A 17,572-nucleotide genomic window follows, 5' to 3' on the forward strand; every position below is an offset into this window, starting at 1 on the left:
CGAAGGATGCAAACGCCCAAACCGGTCATGTTGATGATTCTGGACGGCTGGGGCATCGCCCCGCCAAGTGCCGGCAATGCCGTCCACTTGGCCCGCACCCCCCACCTGGATCGCCTGATGGCGGACTGTCCCCACAGCCGATTGCAGACCTGCGGCCCGGCGGTGGGATTGCCCGAAGGGGTGATGGGTAACTCCGAGGTGGGCCACCTGAACCTGGGGGCCGGACGCATCGTATTCCAGGATTTGTTGCGCATCGACAACGCCATCGCCGACGGCCGGTTTTTCGAGAATCCGGTGCTGCAGAAGGCCATGCAGCGCGCCGCGGCGGGGAACGGCGCCGTGCATCTGATCGGCCTGTTGTCCGACGGCGGTGTGCACAGTCAACTCACCCATCTGCAGGCCCTGCTGGAGATGGGCAAACGGCAGGGGTGCGACCGGCTGCTGGTGCACGCCGTTCTCGATGGCCGGGATACCGCCCCCGATGCCGGCATCGATCATGTGGTGCAGATCCGCAATTACATGCAGCGCATCGGCACGGGGGCCATTGCCACCGTCTGTGGTCGTTTTTACGCCATGGACCGCGACACCCGCTGGGAGCGAACCCAGCGGGCCTATCGCATGTTGACCGAGGGACAAGGATTGGCCGCCGACGATCCTGCGGCGGCGGTGCGGGAGGCCTATGCCCGGGGAGAGACCGACGAGTTCGTGGCGCCCGTGGTGCTCACCGGCGACGATGGCGGCCCCCGTGGCCTGATCCGGGACGGCGACGCCGTTATTTTCTTCAACTTTCGAGCCGACCGTGCCCGCCAACTCACCCGTGCGCTGACCGATCCGCTGTTCGATGCGTTTCCCCGCACAGTTCGGCCCAAGCTGGCCGATTACGTCTGCATGACCTTGTACGACGAGGCCTTCGATCTGCCCACCGCATTTGCGCCCGAACACTTGGAGCAGATCCTGGGCCAGGTGGTCAGCGCTCAGGGCCTGCATCAGCTGCGCATCGCCGAGACCGAGAAATATGCCCATGTGACCTATTTTTTCAACGGCGGCGAGGAGGCCCCCTTCGACAATGAGGATCGCTGCCTGATTCCCTCACCGCGTGAGGTGCGCACCTACGATCTCAAGCCCGAAATGAGTGCCGCGGCCGTGGCCGAGGAGGTGCGGGCCCGCATCGACACGGACCGCTACGACCTGATTGTGCTCAACTTCGCCAATATGGACATGGTGGGCCACACCGGCAGTATCGAAGCCGCGGTGCGGGCTTGCGAAACGGTGGACCGGTGTGTGGGCGCCGTGGTGGCAGCGGTGCGGGCCAAGGGCGGCGCCCTGTTGATCACCGCCGATCACGGCAACGCCGAAACCATGCGCAGCACGACGGGCAAACCCCATACGGCCCACACCACCAACCCCGTGCCCCTGATTCTGGTGGACGACCGACAGCCCAAGGCCCGCTTGCGGCAAGGGATTCTGGCTGATGTGGCGCCCACCTTGCTGGCGTTGATGGGTGTCGATCCGCCGGCCGCCATGACCGGCCGCTGCTTGATCGCAGATGACAACGCGAAGGATGGCACATGAACGGACCGAACGCGGCAGATCCGGAAACCATCGTGGATTATATTACCGGCAATGCGGTACCGAATATCGGCGCCGAAGCCAACCGCCAGGCGGTGGAGCGGCTGCTGGTGGAAACCAAGGGCTATGCCCGGCAAGAGATCGTGGTGGATGCCCCCATTGAATTGCAGATGGCCGACGGCCCGTACCGCTCCCGCCTGGACCTGGTGGTCCGCCTGCAAGGATATGGGTACATGGTGATCAAGTGCGCACCCGGCTCACTGGCCTCCAGGGAACGGGAAGTGATTGCGGCCGCCCGGTTGCTGGCGCCCTATCAGTTGCCCCTGGCCGTGGCTTCCGACGGAGCGACCGCCATCGTTTGGGACGCGGTAAGCGGCAAACGGCTCGGGCAGGGGTTGGCGGCCGTGCCCACGCGGCAGCAAGCCCTGGCTGCCTTTGATCCGTTGCGCTTGATGCCCCTGGCGGAATCGCGCCGATCACGTCAGCAATTGATCTTTCGCTCCTACGACAGCATGAACGTCCATCGGTCGGGGGACCCGGACGATGGCAGCAATTCGGATCAACGGTAGGACGGAAATGGGCGCCGGGTGCCGGCCGCTGCGTTGCTTTGAGGAGCAAGCACCCGGTGCGGTTGGGGGGAACGCAGTAGGGCGTTTTACTCTCCGGCCACTTCCTTGCCGCAGTTTTTGCAGATCTTGGCCCGCCTTTTAATGATTTCAGCGCAGAAGGGACACTCGCGGGTGAAGTGGCGTTCGTGGATCTGGTCCACGGCATGGTCGATGGCCTCCTGCAGCTTCTGGTTGGCCGCCTTCATGCAGCGCAGCGGTTCGATGGCCTCCACCTCGGCGATGTCGCCTAGCATCTCGGCCGCCTTGATCCGCACCCGCATCGGTTCGCAGGCATCGCTCAACAGGCTCATGGCGGTCACGCCGTCCTTGGTGGTGTAACATTCGGCCAGGATGGAGAACCCCTTTTTGGTCTGCTCCTTGAGCATCTCCTCCTGGGCCAGCACCTCGTTGTCGATGATCTGGCCCTTTGCCCCCATGGGACTGAAAACCGGCATGCATTCATACTGTTCGGTGCCCGGGTAGTTGAAGCAGCGCATGGATGCGCGATGGGCATAGTTCTCCTCTATCTCCTCCCAGCCCTGGGTGTAGAGGGGGCATTCGTCGTTAAAGCAGAGAAACAGATAGGGCGAACCCCAGCCCAGGCCGTCCGAAAAGGAAATGGGCGGGGATTCCCACAGCTGCATCTCCTGGTTGCAATGAGGGCACTTGGGCTTTTCCATGGCCAGCACGCGCTCCAAGTACTCTTGTTTGGTCTCTATCGCCATGCTTATACTCCTTTATAAGGTTTTTGAATTGCGAACCGATGCGCAACCGCTCTGTTTAACCCTTCACAGGTCCGGCTGTGCAAGTGCTAACTTAAGGGCTTCCCCGGCCGCTGTCAATTGGTGTAACTTGGGCGACAAGGATGGCTCATTAGGCCCATATACTTGCAACACCACTTGAATGAACCATGACCAAAGAGGCAGGTGAATCATGACTATTGATCGCATCGTAATGGCTTTTGCAGGTGCCATGGTGTTCATCACCGTGTTGTTGTCCTTGTTTCACAGCACGTATTGGCTGATCCTGACCGGATTTGTAGGCGCCAATCTTTTACAGGCGGCCTTCACCGGGTTTTGTCCCTTGGCTTGGATGCTCAAAAAGCTCGGCATCCGGCCCGGCGTGGCTTTTCCCTGAAGCGATGGGAGACCATTCCGCACCGTCGGTGGTGACGGCTTGCCGCAACACTGCCTTGCGTTTGCTCGGCCGCAGGGAACACAGCGTTGCGGAGCTGCGACGTAAATTGCAAGAGCGGGGTTTCGACACCGATACCATCGCTGACGTGCTGGCAGACTGCCGACGCCTGGGTTATTTGGACGATGACCGTTTCGCTCATCTGTACAGCGAACAGTTGCGCCGCAGGGGATACGGCCGGCTGCGCATCGAACAGATGCTCAAAAGCAAAGGCTTGTCAGCGGCATGCGTGGCGGTCTGTGTGACGGCCTGTTGCGCCGAGGCCGGCCAAATCGAAGATTGCCGCCGGGTGCTGCGGAAAAAGCTTCAAACCGTGTCCGGGGAAGCGACGGCGCCCCGCACGGCGGAGCGGTTGTACCGGTTTCTGATGCAACGCGGTTTTGCTGCTGCGTTAATTCGGCAGGTGTTGGACGAGTTGCGGTGGCCCACCGGCGGCCATTGACACGCCGCCCGGGCCGTCTAATGGTATGGTGCGTTGACCGTTTTGGTTAACTGAAAGGAGTCGCATCATGACCGAGGACCGACAAAAATTCATCATTGACCTGGAACGCCTCAACGCCCTGAATGCCGAAGGTTGTGCGGCCTGCGGCCGCAAGTTCGCACTGGGTGAACCGGTGGTGGTGGCCTGCGGCGCCTGGGAAGGCGGCACCAAGGTGGTCCATGAAAACGAGGCGGTGTTTGATCGCAACACCCAAAGCTACGTGGAAAGAAGATGTTACGCGGCCCGCAGTGCTTCCGCGGCCAGGGGATAGGCAGGGGTGTAAATAAGGCGGCTTCACACCGGGTGAAGCCGCCTTATCAATGACTGTGCGACAAAAAGGCTTAGATGGCGTCTTTGAGTTTTTTACCGGGCTTGAACTTGACGACGTTGGAGGCTTTGATCTTGATTACTTCGCCCGTCTGCGGATTTCTGCCCTTGCGTGCCTTGCGGCGTGCCTTCTGGAACGTTCCGAAACCTACCAGGGTGACCTTTCCGTCCTTTTTCTTCAGCGCTTTGGTGACGCCGTCGATGAACGATTCCAGGGCCGTTTGGGCCGCGGATTTGGTGATTCCGGCCTCGTTGGCCATTTTCTCTACGATTTCCGCTTTAGTCATCTGCAATCCTCCTTGTTAGAATAGGAAACCTTCAAGACCGCCTTTTGACCGGATTAACAGCCTTGAGCGGCCATTGTCAACACCAAAGTCGCCACTGCGCCCATGTATCTACCCATCCGATGCGGATTTCCGCCGAGCGGTCACGGTAAAGCGCGGTCGGTCAAAGGTTCTGGGCGGGAGATGGTTCAAACATTGGTGGCATTGCGGTCCAGGTTTCGATATTGGATTGCTTCTGCCATATGGCTTGCGCCGATGTCCGCAGCACCGGCCAGATCGGCAATGGTGCGGGCGAGTTTCAGCATCCGGTTCAGCCCCCGCGCCGAGAGTCCCAGTCTTTCCATTCCCAGATCCAGCATCTCGCGCGCCTCGGCGCCGAGGTGGCAATAGCGCCGAATGTGGCGCGTGCCCATTTGGGCATTGCAGTAAATCTTTGCGCGCCCGAACCGCTGTGCCTGGATCTGCCTGGCGGCCACCACGCGGCCGCGGATCTGCGCCGAGCCCTCGGCGGTGCTGTCCCCCAGCAGCTCTTTATAAGGCACGGCCGGCACTTCGATGTGCAAATCGATGCGATCCATCAGCGGTCCCGAAATCCGCGCGCGGTAATGATGGATCTGTCGGGGAGTGCAGGCACAACTGTGGCCAGGGTCGCCGTGGTAACCGCAAGGGCAGGGGTTCATGGCGGCCACAAGCATCAGGCGGGCGGGAAAGGTGAGGTTGGCATTGGCCCGCGAGATGGTGACCCGTCCATCTTCCAAGGGTTGGCGCAGTACTTCCAGCACCTGCTTCTTGTATTCGGGCAGTTCGTCCAGGAAGAGAACACCGTTGTGCGCCAGGCTCACCTCGCCCGGTCGCGGCACCACACCGCCGCCGATCAGTCCGGCGTCCGAAGTGGTGTGGTGCGGCGCGCGAAAGGTGCGTCGGGCAATCAGCGCTTGGTCGTTGGGCAATAGGCCCATCACGCTGTGAATTTTCGTTGTTTCGATGGCCTCTTCGAAGGTCAGTGGCGGGAGAATGGAGGGCAAGCGTCGCGCCAGCATGGTTTTGCCGGCCCCCGGAGGGCCTACCATCAGGATGTTGTGGCCGCCGGCCGCCGCGATCTCCAAGGCCCGTTTGGCGTGGGCCTGGCCCTTTACATCGGCGAAATCGGCTTCGCCGGCGTCAGTGCCGGATGGGGGTAAGGGCGTGGGGTCATCAGTTTGGGCGTCGATGGGGGTCTCGCCGCAAACAAAGGCCACGGCTCTGGCCAGATGGTCCACCGGGTAGACGGCGACGTCGGATACCACGGCGGCCTCGCGGCGATTGGCATGGGGTACGACGATGGCGGGAAAGCCGGCGGCGCGGGCGGCCAGTGCCATCGGCAGGGAGCCGATCACCCCCTTGACCCGACCGTCCAGGCTCAACTCCCCCAGAAACAGCATCTGTCGCAATCGTTCGGGGGTGATGACGCCCGTTGCCGCCAAAATACCCATGGCAATGGGTAAATCGAAGCCGGTGCCCACCTTCTTGATGTGGGCGGGGGCCAGATTAACGGTGACCCGATCATCCGGAAAGGCGAAGCCCGAATTCTTGATGGCGGAGCGGACCCGTTCCTTGCTTTCCTTGACAGCGGCTTCCGGAAGGCCCACCATTGCAAAGGAGGGCAACCCCCGGACGATATCCACCTCCACCTCCACCACATAGGCATCGACACCGATGACCGCGCTGCTGAGTACTTTGGCCAGCAAAACATCCTCCCTTTGCGATGGTTTCTCCCTGCGTCGTCGATTGACGAGAGGGCCGCGGGCCACCGATGGACCATGGGGCGCGGCTGTCGGCGGTCGACGGCGCCGGTGGGATACCCATAAATTTGTTGTCAAAAGGACGCATCATGGGATAATAAGTGTGTCACTTTTAACACACGTGCGCCACCCGACGGCTCGGCCCGTTGGCCGGGATCGCCCCGAAACGGTCTTATCATCAGGTGGTTTGCACCAAAGTGAGCAGGGCGCACGGCCAGGCATGGCCCTTGCTAAAATTCAGCCGAAGTTGTAGATCGGATCAAAACAGGTGGCGTGCAATGGCAAGCGGGTGCGGGTTTTTCGGCCGGCTGCTGCGACCGTGGGAAACGCGCCATGACCAATATGGCGTCTCTTGCAACGGCCGTTGCAGTGGCGCATTATATAACAACTCAGCCGCATTGCGGCAAGGATATATTTCTTATGACCAAAGAGCTGATGCAAAAAACCATCGGCCGGGAAGTGGCCTGCAGCGGTATCGGGGTCCACTCCGGCCGCCCGGTCCGTCTGTGCGTTAAACCGGCGCCGGAGAACCACGGCATCAAATTCGCCCGCACCGATTTGCCCGGTCAGCCGCCCATCCCCGCCCGTTTCAACCGCGTGGTGGACACCTCGCTGGCAACGGTGATCGGATCCGACGGCTTCATCGTTTCCACCATCGAGCATCTGATGGCGGCCCTTTCCGGTCTGGGGATCGACAACGCTTTGGTGGAAGTGGATGCCCATGAGTTGCCCATCATGGACGGCAGCGCCGGCCCCTTTGTGGCGTTGCTCCAGTCCGCCGGCGTGGTGGACCAGGACGCCCCGCGCTTCTACCTGATCATCGAACACCCCTTGGAACTGGAAGAGGAGAACAAATTTGTGGGGATCTATCCGGCGTCCCACTACCGGATCACTTGCACCATCGAATATGCCCACCCGCTGATCGGCAACCAAACCAAGGATGTGGTCATCACACCGGGACATTTCGCCAAACAGATCGCCGGTGCCCGCACCTTCGGGTTTTTACATGAGGTCGAATATATGCAAAAATACGGGTTGGCCCAGGGCGGCTCCCTGGACAACGCCGTGGTGATCGATGGGGATCGGGTGCTCAATGAAGGCGGCTTGCGCTATGCCGACGAATTTGTGCGCCACAAACTGCTGGATTGTGTCGGCGATTTTTCCTTGTTGGGATTGCCTCTGATCGGCCATGTGGTGACCAAGCGCTCCGGCCACGCCTTCAACCATTCTTTGCTGGAGAAAATATTCCTGGAAAAGGGTGCCTGGCGGACCAGCACCCTGGAGCAGTCCCCATCCCGGTCCGCGCCCTTGAAACAACTTGCCAACTGACCGCGCTTCCACTAAAAGATGTCGCCAAATGTCACCTTTTGCCAATAACGCCCTAAGAGAAGCCGGAAAACGTTGCCTGGCATGGATGATCGGCGGCCTGTTGCTGGTGATGCCGGTGGTGGTCCACGCCCAGGACGCCAAGTTGACCAACATCATCGTGACCAACACCCGTGACGATCTGCTGCTCTACCTCTCGGTAAAGGGGGCTTTTCCGCCGAAAATCGCAAAGACCATCGAGAGCGGCGTGCCTGCCACATTCTCGTTCTATATCAACCTCTATCGCAAACGGACCTTGTGGCCGGATGCCAAGATTGCCGAAACCACCCTCACCCACACGATCAAATATGACAATTTGCGGCAGGAGCATCAGGTGACCCGGTCCTGGGACCACAACAGCCCGCACACGATCAAGTCCTTCGCCGAGGCCCAAAAGTTGATGTCCGAAATCGACAGCCTGACCATCGCCTCCCTGGATCAACTGGAGAAGGGCGAGCGCTACCAGATTCGGGCCAAGGCCAAATTGGACCGCCTGACCCTGCCTTTCTATTTGCACTATGTGCTGTTCTTTATGTCGCTGTGGGATTTCGAAACCGATTGGTACACCGTCGATTTCATCTATTGATTGATGACCCCACGCAACCCATATCGCCACCCGGTCCGGCCACTGTCATGAAGGGAATACCGCAGACCCTCAAATCGATGCTCCCCAGTGACGAGAAGCGCCGGCGAAAAAGGGAGCTGGTACTGATCGCGGTCATCTTTCCCATCGTGATCCTGCTGGCTTTCGTGTTCAATCGCAGCCTCTCCTTCAGCGGCGACTTTCCGGTCTCCAGCCAGATCGTGATGTTCATTCTGATCAACATCAATCTGCTGTTGATTCTGCTGCTGATCTTTCTGGTGTTCCGCAACCTGGTCAAATTGCTCTACGACCGCAAGCGCAAGGTGATGGGCGCCAGACTGCGCACCCGCTTGGTGGTGGCCTTCGTGATCCTGACCCTGCTGCCGGCGTCGGTGCTTTTTTTCTTCTCCATCAGCTTCATCACCAGCAGCATCGATTTCTGGTTCAATGTGCCCATCGAACAGGCCCTGGAAAATTCGCTGCGGGTCGGCCACAGCCTCTATGACCGGGCGGAACAGGAGAGCCGCTTTTTGATCGAACGGGTGGCCTACCAGATCGAACGCAAAGGCATGTTGGAACAGGGACCCCAGGCGGGTCTGGCCAACTACATGCAGGTCGTGCAGCGGGAGTTCAATCTTGACGGCATCGAGGTGTACGGTGCCAATGCCGATCGTCTCAGCGCTTCCCTGGCACCGGTGTTGGAAGACGGCGCCTTTCCGGAAATCAGCGCCAGCCATTTGATGAAGAAGCCCGTGTCCCGGGGCGTGCACACCATCTCCACGGCCGTCGGCGAAGGGGAGCTGCTGCGCACCATCGGAACGGTACCTTTCGACGCGGCCCCGGAAGCGGCCAAAGGATTTGTGGCCATTACCTCCTACATTTCGCCCGAAGTGGCCGAGAACATGGCCTCCATCGTTCGCGGCTACGAGGAGTATCAGCAGGTCATTCTCCTCAAACGGCCCATTCAGACCTTCTATTTCGCCACCTTGTCGGTGGTGGCCCTGCTGGTGGTCTTCTGCGCGGTATGGCTCGGATTTTACGTGGCCAAGACCATCACCATCCCCATCTTGCGGCTGGCCGACGGCACGCGCCGGGTGGCCGAAGGGGATCTGAGCTTTGCCCTGGATGTTCAGGCCGACGACGAGATCGATTACCTGGTGTCGGCTTTCAACAAGATGACCCGGGACCTGCGCATCGGCCGGGAGCAGCTTGAGCTGTCGGCCCAGATGTTGCGTGAGCAGAACATCGAAATCGAATCCCGGCGGCGTTACATGGAGATTGTGCTCAAGAACGTTTCCGCCGGGGTCATCACCCTGGATGCCGAGGGCAACATCACCACCTTCAACACATCGGCCGAGCGCATGCTCAACCTGCGGGCCGGCGACATCTTGAAGAAAAACATCAAGACCCTGTTGACCGGTGACCGGCTGCAGTTGGCCGAAGAGATCATGGGCAAACTGACCAGCGGCCGGCAGGAGGCGCTGGAGGTGCCCCTGCGCCTGACCATCGACGGCCGCCCCCGCAGCTTTTTGGCTTATATCAACGTGCTCAAAGATGAGATGGGTCAACAGGTGGGGGTGGTGATGGTGATCGACGACCTGACCGAGTTGGAGAAAGCCCAGCGCATGGCCGCCTGGCGGGAAGTGGCCCGGCGCATCGCCCATGAGGTGAAAAATCCGCTGACCCCCATCAGCTTGTCGGCCCAGCGGCTGCAGCGAAAATTCGCCCAGCAGGTGGATGATCCCGTTTTCGAAGAGTGTACCCGGATGATCACCACCCAGGTGGAGTTGATCCGCAACCTGGTCAACGAGTTTTCCGCCTTTGCCCGCTTTCCCGCCGCCGAACCCAAACCGTGCGCCATGGGTCCGATTATCGCGGAGATCGTCGGGCTCTACAAGGAGGGCTACCCCGGCCTGGAATTCCAGGTGCAGATTCAGGATGCCCTGCCGCCCATGAGCCTGGACCGGCAGCAGATCAAGCAGGCCATGCTGAACCTGGTGGACAACGCCATCGCCGCTGTTCGCATGCGCGGCACCATCCGAATCCTTGTTTCTCATGATGCCATATTGAAGCGTGTGCGCATCGAGGTGGCCGATGACGGTGTCGGCATCTCCGACGAAGACAAGATCCGACTGTTCGAGCCCAACTTCTCGACCAAAAAAAGCGGCATGGGGTTGGGTCTGACCATCGTGCACAGCATCATCAGCGACCACGGGGGCACCATCAGCGTGCAAGACAACCATCCGCAAGGCGCCAAATTTGTCGTCGAGTTGCCGACATAGTCGCAAACCGAAAGGACCACTGAAATGTTTCCAACCATCATGATCGTGGATGATGAACCTTCCATCGTGCAATCCTTGAAAGGCTTGTTGACCGACGAAGGGTTTGAGGTATTGACCGCCGCCAACGGCTACGAAGCGCTGCAACTGTTGGAGACCGAAGCGCCCGACATGGTGTTGCTGGACATCTGGATGCCCGGCATCGACGGCATCGAAACCCTCAAGGAGATCAAAAAGGGCAGTCCTCACACCCAGGTGGTGATGATCACCGGCCACGGCACCATTGAAACCGCCGTGCAGGCCACAAAATTGGGCGCTTTCGATTTCATCGAAAAGCCATTGTCCATCGACAAGGTGATCGTGGCCATCAACAACGCCCTCAATTTTCGCCGTTTGGAAGAAGAAAACCAATATTTGCGCCGAAAGACCATCGCCAAGCACGCCATTACGGGCAACAGCGGGCCGGTGCAGCAGCTGCGGGAAGCCATCCTGCGCGTGGCCCCCACCGAAAGCTGGGTGTTGATCAAGGGCGAAAACGGGACCGGTAAGGAGCTCGTGGCGCGGAACATCCACCACATGAGCCGGCGCGCCGGCCGCCCCTTTATCGACGTCAACTGTGCCGCCATTCCCGAAGAGCTGATCGAAAGCGAGCTGTTCGGGCATGAAAAAGGAGCCTTCACCGGCGCCTCCGGCAAGAAGGTGGGCAAGTTCCAGATGGCGGACAAGGGCTCGCTCTTTCTGGACGAAATCGGCGACATGAGCCTGAAAACCCAAGCCAAAATTTTGCGCGTGCTGCAAGAGAAACAGTTTCAGCGCGTGGGTGGCGGCCGCACCTTGTATGTGGATGTGCGGGTCATCGCCGCCACCAATAAAAACCTGGAAGAAGAGATCGAAAAGGGTACCTTTCGCGAAGATCTCTACTACCGCCTCAATGTGGTGCCCATCGAAGTACCCTCTTTGCGGAACCGGGCCGAAGACCTTGCCATGTTGGTGGATGTGTTTTTCGAGGAAGCGGCCCAGAAAAACCGCGCTCCCCAAAAAAGCATGGCACCCGATGCCGTGGCGCTGCTGCTAAATTACGGCTGGCCCGGCAATGTGCGGGAGCTCAAGAACCTGATCGAGCGGCTGGCGATCATGGTGAGCGATACGGTGATCACCGCCGACCATCTGCCCAAACCGTACAACCCCAAAACGGCCGTTGCCGGCACCCAGGCCGTGGACACTTTTTTCAATCATCAAGAGCTCAAAGCGGCCAAGGAACATTTCGAACACCACTTCATTCAACGCAAATTGATGGAAAACGACTACAATATCACCCACACCGCCAAGGCCATCGGCGTGGAACGCAGTTATCTGCACCGGCGCATCAAAAAACTGGCCAAAAACAAATAACAAGGGCGGCGCGGTGCGTATCATCGGCGGCACACTCAGGGGTCGCAAACTGGCGACGGTGCGCGGTTCGGCCATCCGGCCCACCGCCGACCGGGTGCGCGAAGCGCTCTTCAACATTCTCGGCGTGCGCGCCGTGACGGCGAGCCATGTGCTGGATCTGTTCGCCGGCACCGGCGCCATGGGAATGGAAGCCCTCAGCCGCGGCGCCCGGCAAGCTGTTTTCGTTGATCGGTCAGCCGCGGCCATCGCCCTGCTGCGGCGCAACCTGGCCATTTGCCGGCTGGAAGCCTGCAGCCGCGTGATCCAATGGAACATCGCCCAAAACCTCAATCCGCTGCGGGCGTACCCCCGGACCTTCGATCTGGTGTTCATGGACCCCCCCTATGGGCAGGGCCTGATCGCCCCCTGCCTGGAGCGCCTGGCCGCCTGCGGCGCGTTGGCGACGGGCGCCGTGATCGTGGTCGAACACTCGCCGGACGAGGCCCTCGGCGCACCGCCGCCGGGGTTGACCCGCATTGATTTTCGCCGCTACGGCCGGACGGCCGTCACCCTGTTTTTAGTGCATGAGCCCTGACAGGCCGGTTTCAAATTTTGGGTGGTAAGTTTTAAGTTGAAGGAATTCTATCGATTAGAGATGGTTGGGGGTGCGGTTGTTTCGTGGGCGGCACCGGCAATTGGTTGCCATTGGCCGAAGGCCAAGCGGTTATTCACATAGGCGGCGCCAACGGTGGGCCGGTGTGGTGATGCCATTGCAAGCAGCGGATCTATATGCTAGATACACTGCGCCGAGACGCTGAACCCCAGTGGATCCCCATCGATCATCTTCAAAGCGAAACGGAAGGCGCCCATGGAAAGAATTGCGGTATATCCCGGCTCGTTCGATCCCGTGACCAACGGCCATGTGGACATCGTGCAACGGGCAAGGAAGCTGTTCGATCGAATTATCGTGGCCATCTTGCACAACCCCGCCAAGAAGACCTTGTTCACCATTGAGGAGCGGTTGGACATGCTGCGCGAAAGCATGCACCATATTCCAGGGCTTTCCTTTGATGTGTTCAACGGCCTGCTGGTGGAATATGTTCAGAACCAGGGTGCCCACGCGATTCTGCGGGGCATGCGGGCCGTTTCCGACTTCGAGTACGAGTTTCAGTTGGCGTTGATGAACCGCAAGCTCAACCGCGATATCGAGACCGTCTTTCTGATGACCGGCATGCGTTGGTTTTTCACCAGCTCTTCGATTATCAAGGAGGCAGCCTTGTTCGGCGGCGATATCGCCGACATGGTGCCGCCTTTGGTCTATGAGCGCCTGGCGAACAAGTTCGAGGCCTTGGGCCAGGCCAGGGGCATGACGGAGCAGACTTAGGGGTTGATAGGTTCTTTGCCGTAATCTTGGCGGGCCGGATGCGTTTGCACAAGGAGCCGGAAGGCTTATAATGGATTTGTGGCAATTGAAGATCTTCTGCAAAGTGGTGGAGCTGCAAAGCTTTTCCAAAGCCGGTGAGGCGGTTCACCTTTCCCAGCCCACCATCAGCAGCCACATCAAGGATCTGGAAGTCCACTTCGGCACCCGGTTGATCGATCGTTTGGCCCGGCAGGCCCAGCCCACCAAAGCCGGTGAACTGCTTTACGCCCATGCCTGCCGTTTGATGGCCCTGCGGGACGAAACCGAGTCGGCCATGGCGCAGTTTGTGGGCAAGGTCAGGGGCCGTTTGACCGTCGGCGGCAGCACCATTCCCGGAGCCTATGTGTTGCCACGGGTGATCGGGGATTTTGCGCGTTCCTATCCCGGGGTGCGGGTGGCGTTGCGGGTCGGCGACACGGCCGATGTGCTCGCAGGAATCGGTGACGGCCACATCGAACTGGGCATTGTGGGCGCGCACGCCGAAGAGAAACGATTCCAACAGGTGCCCATACTGGAAGACGAAATGTGCCTGGTGGTGCCGCCCCGGCATCGATGGACCGCGCATGATGCCGTCGCCATGCAAGCGTTGTCGGCCGAGCCGTTCATTCTCCGCGAAAGCGGATCGGGCACCCTGAAAGCGTTGGCCCGCATGCTGGAAGGCGAGGGGTATCGCCTGGCGGATTTGAATGTGGTGGCCGAGATGGGCAGCACGGAAGCGGTGCGCCAGGCCATTAAGAGCGGCGTCGGCGTATCGGTGTTGTCGGCCATGGCCGTGGCCGAAGATCTCGAAGCCGGTACGTTGAAACGGCTGACCGTCGGCAGCAAACCCTTCAAGCGCAACTTCTACCTGACCCGGCACCGGCAACGCACCATGTCCCCGCTTTGCAAGGCATTTGCCGTGTTTGTGGGGGATCGCTGGAAGGTGGCGGCCGTCAAGAATTGGGTGTAAGGGCCCTGGCGCCGCATCGGGAACATTGCCGGTGCGCGGGTTGGCGCTTTTCCGAAGGATGGAGCCATCTTTATCAAATAAAAGGAGACCGCATATGAGCAAGGAACGCTATTTCTTCACCTCGGAATCGGTGACCGAAGGCCATCCCGACAAGGTGGCGGACGCCATTTCCGATGCCGTTTTGGACGCCATCATGGCCCGGGACAAGCAGTGCCGGGTGGCATGCGAAACCTTGGTCACCACCGGGCTGGCTTTCATCGCCGGCGAGATCACCACTTCCTGTTACGTGGATATGCCGGAGATCGTGCGCAACACCATTCGCGAAATCGGCTACAGCTCTTCCCAAATGGGCTTCGACTGGCAAACCTGCTCGGTGATCACCAGTATCGGGCATCAGTCCCCCGACATCGCCCAAGGGGTCAATACGGGCGACGGGCTATACAAGGAACAGGGCGCCGGGGACCAGGGATTGATGTTCGGTTATGCCACGGACGAAACGCCGGAATTGATGCCCATGCCCATCATGTACGCCCACAAACTGACCCGGCGCCTGGCCCAAGTGCGCAAAAACGGCGCCCTCGATTTTCTGCGCCCCGATGGCAAGTCCCAGGTGACCATCGAATATGAGAACGGTACCCCCCTGCGGGTCGACACGGTGGTGATCTCTTCCCAGCACAAACCGGATGTCACCTATGACGACCTGCGGGAGGCGATCATCGAGGAGGTGATCAAAAAGGTGATCCCACGGGAGATGATCGATGGGGACACCCGCTATTTCATCAACCCTACCGGTCGCTTCGTCGTGGGCGGCCCCATGGGTGATTGCGGCCTGACCGGCCGTAAAATCATCGTCGACACCTACGGCGGGCAGGGCAGCCACGGCGGCGGCTGTTTTTCCGGCAAGGACCCCTCCAAGGTGGACCGCAGCGCCAGTTACATGGGACGCTATGTCGCCAAGAATCTGGTGGCCGCGGGGTTGGCCAAGAAATGCGAAGTGCAGGTGGCCTACGCCATCGGCGTTGCCGAACCGGTTTCGGTGATGGTCGATTTCTTCGGCACGGGCAACATCCGGGAAAGTGAGGCCCGCCGTATCCTTCTGGAAACCTTCGACCTTCGGCCGGCGGCCATCATCGAACAGCTGGACCTGCTGCGCCCCATTTATCGCAAAACCGCCGCCTACGGCCATTTCGGCCGCAACGAGCCGGAATTTTCATGGGAGCGGACCGATATGGCGGAAACCATCCGCGGCAAGGCCGGCTTGTAACACCGCCGTTGTGCAAGGACGGCCTTCAAGGGAGCTGTCCGTGACAAGGGCACCAAGATGCATTATTTTTCTCAGTAAAGCTATTTCAACAAAGGAGGACAGCATTCCATGCCGGTTGCAACAATCAAGAAACCGTCCCAATACCTCGAGGTCGATCCGGCCTTGCCCTACAAAGTCGCCGATATAGCGCTGGCGCCCCTGGGACACCAGGAGATGGCCCTTGCGGAAAACGAGATGCCCGGTTTGATGGCGGTGCGGGCCAAATACGGTCCCCAAAAGCCCCTCAAGGGGTTGAAAGTGATGGGCAGTTTGCACATGACCATCCAGACCGCCATGCTCATCGATACCTTGAAGCTGCTGGGTGCGGACATCCGCTGGGCGTCGTGCAACATCTTCAGCACCCAGGACCATGCGGCGGCCGCCATCGCCGAAAAGGGTTCGGCGGCGGTGTTCGCCTGGAAAGGGGAAACCCTGGCCGAATACTGGTGGTGCACCGAACAGGCCCTGATCTGGCCCGACGGCAGCGGCCCCGATCTGATCGTGGATGACGGCGGCGACGCCACCATGTACATCCACCAGGGCGTGGCGGTGGAAAAGGACCCCACCTTGTTCGATCAGACCTACGACAGCGAGGACATGCGACTGCTCATGGCGCGCCTCAAGGTGAGCTACGACCGCGATCCCGGATTCTGGACCCGCCTGGCTGCCAAGGTGCGCGGCGTGTCCGAAGAGACCACCACGGGGGTACACCGGCTTTACCAACTGCAAAAAAGCAACGAGCTGCTGTTTCCGGCCTTCAATGTCAACGATTCGGTCACCAAGTCCAAGTTCGACAATCTTTACGGCTGTCGGGAATCCCTGGCCGACGGGATCAAGCGGGCCACGGATGTCATGATGGCCGGTAAGGTGGTGGTGATCTGCGGTTACGGCGATGTCGGCAAAGGGTGCGCCCAATCCATGCGCGGTTACGGGGCGCGGGTGCTGATCACCGAAATCGATCCCATCTGTGCCTTGCAGGCGGCCATGGAGGGGTTTGAGGTGACCACCATGGAAGCCGCCGCGCCGGTGGGCGATATCTTCGTCAGCGCCACGGGATGCTGCGACGTGATTCGCGGAGAACACATGGAGATGATGAAAGACGAGGCCATCATCTGCAATATCGGTCACTTCGACAGCGAGATCGAGATGCACTACCTGGAAAGCAGCGATGGCTGCCGCAGGGAACCCATCAAACCCCAGGTGGATCGTTGGCGCTTGCAATCGGGCCGCTCCATCCTCGTGCTGGCCGAGGGGCGCCTGGTGAACCTGGGCTGCGCCACCGGACATCCCAGCTTTGTCATGAGCAACAGCTTCACCAACCAGTGCCTGGCCCAGATCGCCTTGGCCACCGAACCCCATGATAAAAAGGTTTACACCTTGCCCAAAACCCTGGACGAGGAGGTGGCGCGGCTGCACTTGGAACGGTTGGGGGTCAAGCTGACCCGTTTGACGGACAAGCAGGCCGCCTATTTGGGCGTGCCCCTGCAAGGCCCCTTCAAACCGGACCACTATCGGTATTGATCTGTCAATCGGGGCTCCGAACAGCAAGGGCGGCATCCGTTAACGGATGCCGCCCTTGCTGTTGCGTTTCGCGAGCCCTAAGCGTCGCTGCCCACCACGAAACGGTCCACCAGCTCGAAGAGGTCTTTCAGGGCGAAGGGCCTTGCCAGAAAGGCGTCGGCGCCTAGTTCCACGGCCGGTATTTCGTCGGCCGGGTTGGCCGACATGGCGACGAAGTAGGTGCGCGGCTGCTCCTTTTTCAGATAGCGCAGCAACTCAAAGCCGCTCTTGCCGGGCAGGTGGACCGCCGAGAGCACCATGTGCACCGGCTTGCCCGCTCCGAGGAAATCCTGCAGCCCGTCCGCGTTTTCGAAGACGAGAATGTCCCTGTTGACGCTGTACATCATAACATTGACGATGAACTCCCGCGTCAAGGCTTCGTGATCGACAACGGCGATTTGAACATTGGGTATGATACGGCGCCTCACCCGGTTTGAGCTACAACGCGAAGGGGTTTTGGGATCGATCAGCCGTTTGGCCCCCGCCACCAACGGC

Annotated in this window: 18 protein-coding genes; 14 read left to right on the top strand and 4 right to left on the bottom strand. The window is 60.0% G+C overall.

Annotated features, from left to right (window positions below; all coding sequences use genetic code 11):
- The first annotated feature begins 6 nt into the window (after positions 1–6).
- Together gpmI and MRX98_RS10170 are read left to right on the top strand one after the other, a co-directional pair.
- A complete protein-coding gene (gene gpmI, locus MRX98_RS10165) occupies positions 7–1,572 on the top strand; it encodes a 2,3-bisphosphoglycerate-independent phosphoglycerate mutase (RefSeq protein WP_246906802.1) in 1,566 nt (521 codons plus the stop codon).
- On the top strand, positions 1,569–2,138 hold the full coding sequence (locus MRX98_RS10170; protein ID WP_246906804.1) for a type I restriction enzyme HsdR N-terminal domain-containing protein: 570 nt from the start codon (positions 1,569–1,571) through the stop codon (positions 2,136–2,138). The genes gpmI and MRX98_RS10170 overlap by 4 nt, the downstream gene beginning before the upstream one ends.
- Positions 2,139–2,224: 86 nt before the next feature.
- Here the strand turns inward: MRX98_RS10170 and MRX98_RS10175 are convergent, their stop codons facing one another.
- Entirely contained in the window at positions 2,225–2,902 is a 678-nt protein-coding gene (locus MRX98_RS10175; protein WP_246906806.1) for an eL43 family ribosomal protein, read from the bottom strand.
- 208 nt (positions 2,903–3,110) lie between these two features.
- Between MRX98_RS10175 and MRX98_RS10180 the strand changes: the two genes are divergently transcribed.
- From MRX98_RS10180 to MRX98_RS10190, 3 genes are all read left to right on the top strand, one after another.
- Positions 3,111–3,314, top strand: a complete 204-nt coding sequence (locus tag MRX98_RS10180; protein WP_246906815.1) for a YgaP family membrane protein — start codon at positions 3,111–3,113, stop codon at positions 3,312–3,314.
- A 4-nt stretch (positions 3,315–3,318) separates the two neighbouring features.
- The gene (locus MRX98_RS10185; RefSeq protein WP_246906817.1) at positions 3,319–3,813 is read left to right on the top strand and encodes a regulatory protein RecX; all 495 of its coding nucleotides are present in this window, start codon (positions 3,319–3,321) and stop codon (positions 3,811–3,813) included.
- A 67-nt stretch (positions 3,814–3,880) separates the two neighbouring features.
- Complete coding sequence (locus tag MRX98_RS10190; RefSeq protein ID WP_246906819.1) at positions 3,881–4,123, top strand: hypothetical protein; 243 nt, start codon at positions 3,881–3,883, stop codon at positions 4,121–4,123.
- A 70-nt stretch (positions 4,124–4,193) separates the two neighbouring features.
- Here the strand turns inward: MRX98_RS10190 and MRX98_RS10195 are convergent, their stop codons facing one another.
- Positions 4,194–4,466 (bottom strand): HU family DNA-binding protein, encoded by a 273-nt coding sequence (locus MRX98_RS10195; protein ID WP_246906827.1) that lies wholly within the window; start codon positions 4,464–4,466, stop codon positions 4,194–4,196.
- 185 nt (positions 4,467–4,651) lie between these two features.
- Positions 4,652–6,190 carry a YifB family Mg chelatase-like AAA ATPase gene (locus MRX98_RS10200; RefSeq protein WP_246906829.1) on the bottom strand — a complete coding sequence of 513 codons (1,539 nt, stop codon included), beginning with the start codon at positions 6,188–6,190 and terminating at the stop codon, positions 4,652–4,654.
- A 474-nt stretch (positions 6,191–6,664) separates the two neighbouring features.
- Here MRX98_RS10200 and lpxC point away from each other — a divergent pair, with 474 nt between their 5' ends.
- The 9 genes from lpxC (at position 6,665) to ahcY (ending at position 17,038) form a co-directional block, all read left to right on the top strand.
- Positions 6,665–7,573, top strand: coding sequence for a UDP-3-O-acyl-N-acetylglucosamine deacetylase (gene lpxC / locus MRX98_RS10205; RefSeq protein WP_246906831.1), 909 nt, complete (start codon positions 6,665–6,667; stop codon positions 7,571–7,573).
- Between the two features lie 28 nt (positions 7,574–7,601).
- Positions 7,602–8,195, top strand: coding sequence for a DUF4390 domain-containing protein (locus MRX98_RS10210; protein WP_246906833.1), 594 nt, complete (start codon positions 7,602–7,604; stop codon positions 8,193–8,195).
- A 47-nt stretch (positions 8,196–8,242) separates the two neighbouring features.
- Positions 8,243–10,474, top strand: a complete 2,232-nt coding sequence (locus MRX98_RS10215; RefSeq protein ID WP_246906835.1) for a sensor histidine kinase — start codon at positions 8,243–8,245, stop codon at positions 10,472–10,474.
- Positions 10,475–10,498: 24 nt separating this feature from the next.
- Positions 10,499–11,863 carry a sigma-54-dependent transcriptional regulator gene (locus MRX98_RS10220; protein WP_246906837.1) on the top strand — a complete coding sequence of 455 codons (1,365 nt, stop codon included), beginning with the start codon at positions 10,499–10,501 and terminating at the stop codon, positions 11,861–11,863.
- A gap of 13 nt (positions 11,864–11,876) precedes the next feature.
- Positions 11,877–12,437, top strand: a complete 561-nt coding sequence (gene rsmD / locus MRX98_RS10225) for a 16S rRNA (guanine(966)-N(2))-methyltransferase RsmD (RefSeq protein WP_246906847.1) — start codon at positions 11,877–11,879, stop codon at positions 12,435–12,437.
- 273 nt (positions 12,438–12,710) lie between these two features.
- Positions 12,711–13,226, top strand: a complete 516-nt coding sequence (gene coaD / locus MRX98_RS10230) for a pantetheine-phosphate adenylyltransferase (RefSeq protein ID WP_246906849.1) — start codon at positions 12,711–12,713, stop codon at positions 13,224–13,226.
- A 70-nt stretch (positions 13,227–13,296) separates the two neighbouring features.
- A complete protein-coding gene (locus MRX98_RS10235; protein WP_246906855.1) occupies positions 13,297–14,214 on the top strand; it encodes a selenium metabolism-associated LysR family transcriptional regulator in 918 nt (305 codons plus the stop codon).
- A gap of 94 nt (positions 14,215–14,308) precedes the next feature.
- Entirely contained in the window at positions 14,309–15,478 is a 1,170-nt protein-coding gene (gene metK, locus MRX98_RS10240; protein WP_246906857.1) for a methionine adenosyltransferase, read from the top strand.
- A gap of 108 nt (positions 15,479–15,586) precedes the next feature.
- Entirely contained in the window at positions 15,587–17,038 is a 1,452-nt protein-coding gene (gene ahcY, locus MRX98_RS10245; RefSeq protein WP_246906859.1) for an adenosylhomocysteinase, read from the top strand.
- Positions 17,039–17,115: 77 nt separating this feature from the next.
- On the opposite strand, the gene MRX98_RS10250 is transcribed toward ahcY, so the two are convergent.
- Entirely contained in the window at positions 17,116–17,505 is a 390-nt protein-coding gene (locus MRX98_RS10250; RefSeq protein WP_246906861.1) for a response regulator, read from the bottom strand.
- Between the last annotated feature and the right edge of the window lie 67 nt (positions 17,506–17,572).

It is taken from the genome of Desulfatitalea alkaliphila (genome assembly GCF_022968795.1).
GTDB classification, from domain to species: Bacteria; Desulfobacterota; Desulfobacteria; order Desulfobacterales; family Desulfosarcinaceae; genus Desulfatitalea; species Desulfatitalea alkaliphila.